Source organism: Vibrio sp. 10N.261.46.A3 (assembly GCF_041472995.1).
Taxonomy (GTDB): Bacteria; Pseudomonadota; Gammaproteobacteria; order Enterobacterales; family Vibrionaceae; genus Vibrio; species Vibrio coralliirubri.
Genome location: NZ_JBFRRH010000030.1, coordinates 1 through 3,582 on the forward strand (window position 1 = coordinate 1; position 3,582 = coordinate 3,582).

Consider the following 3,582-nt stretch of genomic DNA (forward strand, 5'->3'; position numbering starts at 1 on the left):
TGTTTCTAAGCTGCTCTTTTCTTTGCTCTTATTTTTACTTTATGTGAAACCATTTTGTGAAACTATTATGTGCAACACCTGTTGTACAAAGGGGTTTCACGTAGAGGTTTCACATAAACGCACACGTAGGGAATTTGAAAAAGCCCCTGAGAGAAGACACAAAAACCGATATATAGAACTGATATGTGAAACCGATATGACCATATATCGGTTCTGCATATCGGAATCACATATCGGTTTTGAGTGAAGAACAAGCGCAAAAAAGTCACCCTCAAAATGAAGTAAAAAAGATGGAGAACTTAATTTTTAGGATAGCGTGGCAGTGCCACAGTTTAAGATCGAGTGTATTCCGCTTGCTCGGTGTTCGGACGCTTCGCTTACTCACACACTGCGCCGAGCGGTGTCGTTAAACAACAAAAGATAGGAATCTCTTTTAGCGTAATCTCAACCTCCTATAATATAACGTAGTCTCAATAGCAGAAAACGAAACCCAAAAGAGCCGTAGAACTCTAAGAGGGTAATACCTAAATATTAGCGGTCTACGCTACAAAGCAAAACAACCCTAAAAAGGGCTGTTATCTGATAAGGCTTCGTGTCTCACGTTATTTTTTATTTCTGCGATACCAAGTTGCTCGACTGATCCCCTCTTTCTCCCACGGTTTTTTTTCAGCGACACTTCCTTTTCTTCTGACTACCCCAGAGGCTAAACCGCCTCGCTTACCTTTCTTAGATTGGCTATGGCGAAACTTTTCAGGCGTGAACTCTCGATACGTCCAGTTAGCGATCGACTTCGCTATCGCTTTCACTTCTGACACGGGCAAAGGTACTTTAAATTGAGCGTTAAGAGCTTCTACATAGTCGTAGACAGCCGAGTTCCAGTCACGCTTATAGTTGGGCGCCCAAAACTCTCTAATCGCCTTGTAGCTCCACTGACGCACTGAATCAAACAACTCACAATTACGACCAAGACCTGACACTTCGCTACCACGTAACGGGTGGTCTTTTAAGTCGAGATAGTCCGCCAGTTCATCTAGCGTGTATTCGTGCTCAGTCCAAAGCTGGTTATCCCAATGTGGATGAAGTGGATTTTTCGTCAATAGTCCTGCGAAGCCACGATCAGCTTTTAGACGTTCTATCATTGCTGATTCAATCGCAGCAGCGTAGCGAATCGGTTCGCTATGTGCGATGTCAGACGTACAGAACGGTACTTTCAAGCGATACACAATATGTGCATGTGCGTTGTCTGGGTTCTTTGAAGTCCAGTATGGCGTGGGAAGATCGTTGTCGTACCAAGCCAACACACCGCCTTGTCGATCAATATCAAAGACAAGGTAAGTGACCAACTTCGGTTGATTCACTTGCAGATACTTCTTCTTAATCGCAGTGTTTTTGGGGCGTATGTAAGTGACACCGAGCTCATCGGTGCAATACGGCTTATGAGGAAGCGTCTCGATTAGATCGAGTTGAAAAGCGTTTGATTGTTTAGTCTTCACTCATAACCGCACTTATGGCGGTTATGTTCTGATTGTGTTTGTCTGTTCATGTGTTAAAATTCCCTTAGAAATTCAGCCCTGACTTCTTAAATCTTCCGCCAAGTTGATTAGTAAGATTCAGGGCTTTGTTTTATCTGGCGTTTATCTTACTCCTCAAGATCTTACTTCGCAATTCCTCCCCTAACGCCTCAAGATACAATCAATCACAAATAACCACTTACCCGTTCAAAATCTTATTTCTGAACAACATCAACGATCTATTAGTTTTGGCAACAACCTTGTTATTTTAGCCTGTCAGTTTTTGGACTCGCTCCCTCAGGGCCTACTTTTCAAGTAGCACCCTGATGGAGCCACAACCGTTGCAGTACATAGGATATTAAGGCAAAAACTACTGATTTCTGAAAAATAGCTATGTGCACAAATTTCGGATGATGAAAACTCTGACAATTATATTAATAACAGTAATTGAACGTTATTTTTTTGCTTTTTATAACAAAAAACGGCTCCCAATCGGGAGCCGTTCTCGTGTCTAATCGGTGCAGATTAAGTGCAGTTACGTTAAATAATTAACCACGTTTACCAAAAATATAACCGAGAGCTATAGTTACTATTGGAATAAATACCCCCCAAACTTCCTTAATCTCATCTATAGGAAAGTCAGGTTTAATAGGAGGATGAACACCTTCTGGTGACTCAGGCCACATAAAACAGATCAGTACTAATGACAATATGGAACCCAAGATAAAACACATCACGATTGTCAGCCAAACAACAGCATCTTGTGCGTGTTGACCCGTCCCAAGAGTTTTAGCAACGGTGCCCAATACATCTGAAGATATTCCGCTTTGTTTTTTCTTTGGTGGAGGGCTTTCTTCTAATTCAATCTTACTCACTCACCTTGCCTCCTAAATAAAACGTATACTCCAGAAACCAGACATCTTCTTCATATGGCTTAGACGCACGATATCCAATAAAAATACGACGCCCATTTAAATGTCCAAAAGAAAGCGGTTTTACATTGCCGTTACCTAAAGTTGAGCAATTATAAAGTACCGCACGTAGACCTTTATTATCATCTGAGACTTTGAAATCTGATCTAAACTCTTTATCCTTAGAATCCTCACGAAAAGTAAACTCAAGCCAGATCGCGTCGAGATCAAATTTTATAGTATTATCATGACCTGTTCTTACAGTACCTGACTTGAAAACCTCCAAATCTCCGGTTGTAATTTTCATAAAAAACCTTAATCAATAAAATTAAGCTTATTTTACGCTACAAAAATCTCATAACAAACATCATTAATAATCAGTAAGCTTAAGGTAGAAAACACGGTGTTTATTATTCCTATTATGTTCAATTGCATGAATTTCAGACGAAAAAAAACCAGACCTTGATGATCTGGTTTCTTCTCTGTAATCTTTCAGCCACTAAGGACTGAGGTAAGATTCCTAATTAGCGTTAACAATACTACCTCAGCTTAAAACCTCATGCCAGTTTTAAGAGAAACAAATCCAAAGGCAAAAACATATCCTTAGTCTGCGCAGCACTTTAAGACGGTGTATTGATGACTCACTTGACCGACATACTTTAAAGCGAAGCTGATAGCCTCCTCTTAAAGTAATCACGAACTGGTGACGAGATGAAACGAGTTTTAGCTCATGGTATTGGAACTACACCAAAGTAGTTAGCCCCATGCGGATTGGTTCACCGAAGAAACGAACGCTCGATAACTGCGAGGCTCTTTAGATAAACTTACTAATCGCTACTTTGTAGTAAGCCCCCAATTTAAAGAACAGTCACATAGACGCTTGAGGCTTTGACAAGCCAATAGATGAGGTCGCTAAAGCTCCTTGTTTATTCTTTCCATGAGCAACGTCTAAGATGACCTTATAACTAAAAACCATCAGCCATGTTGTATAATGAGAAATAAAAACTATACTCACATAGCTAGCTAGGCATTAATTAGCTTTAATCGACGCGAAAGGATCTCGCCAAGAATGTGAGTGATCCATGCTGTATCTCACAATCCAATTTCCTCCTAAGAAAATGACGCTCAACCTCTCAAAAATCGGTGTTCATTATTCCTAT

At 40.4% G+C, this 3,582-nt stretch carries 3 protein-coding genes; all 3 read right to left on the reverse strand.

Going from position 1 to position 3,582, the window contains the following annotated elements; all coding sequences use genetic code 11:
* Window positions 1–602: 602 nt before the first annotated feature.
* The 3 genes from AB4484_RS08765 to AB4484_RS08775 all read right to left on the reverse strand — a co-directional run bounded on the left by AB4484_RS08765 (window position 603) and on the right by AB4484_RS08775 (window position 2,729).
* The gene (locus AB4484_RS08765) at window positions 603–1,493 is read right to left on the reverse strand and encodes a replication initiation protein (RefSeq protein WP_372077572.1); all 891 of its coding nucleotides are present in this window, start codon (window positions 1,491–1,493) and stop codon (window positions 603–605) included.
* A 566-nt stretch (window positions 1,494–2,059) separates the two neighbouring features.
* The gene (locus AB4484_RS08770; protein ID WP_372077574.1) at window positions 2,060–2,386 is read right to left on the reverse strand and encodes a hypothetical protein; all 327 of its coding nucleotides are present in this window, start codon (window positions 2,384–2,386) and stop codon (window positions 2,060–2,062) included.
* Window positions 2,379–2,729 carry a DUF6864 domain-containing function gene (locus AB4484_RS08775; protein WP_372077576.1) on the reverse strand — a complete coding sequence of 117 codons (351 nt, stop codon included), beginning with the start codon at window positions 2,727–2,729 and terminating at the stop codon, window positions 2,379–2,381. Before AB4484_RS08775 ends, AB4484_RS08770 begins: the two co-directional genes overlap by 8 nt.
* Between the last annotated feature and the right edge of the window lie 853 nt (window positions 2,730–3,582).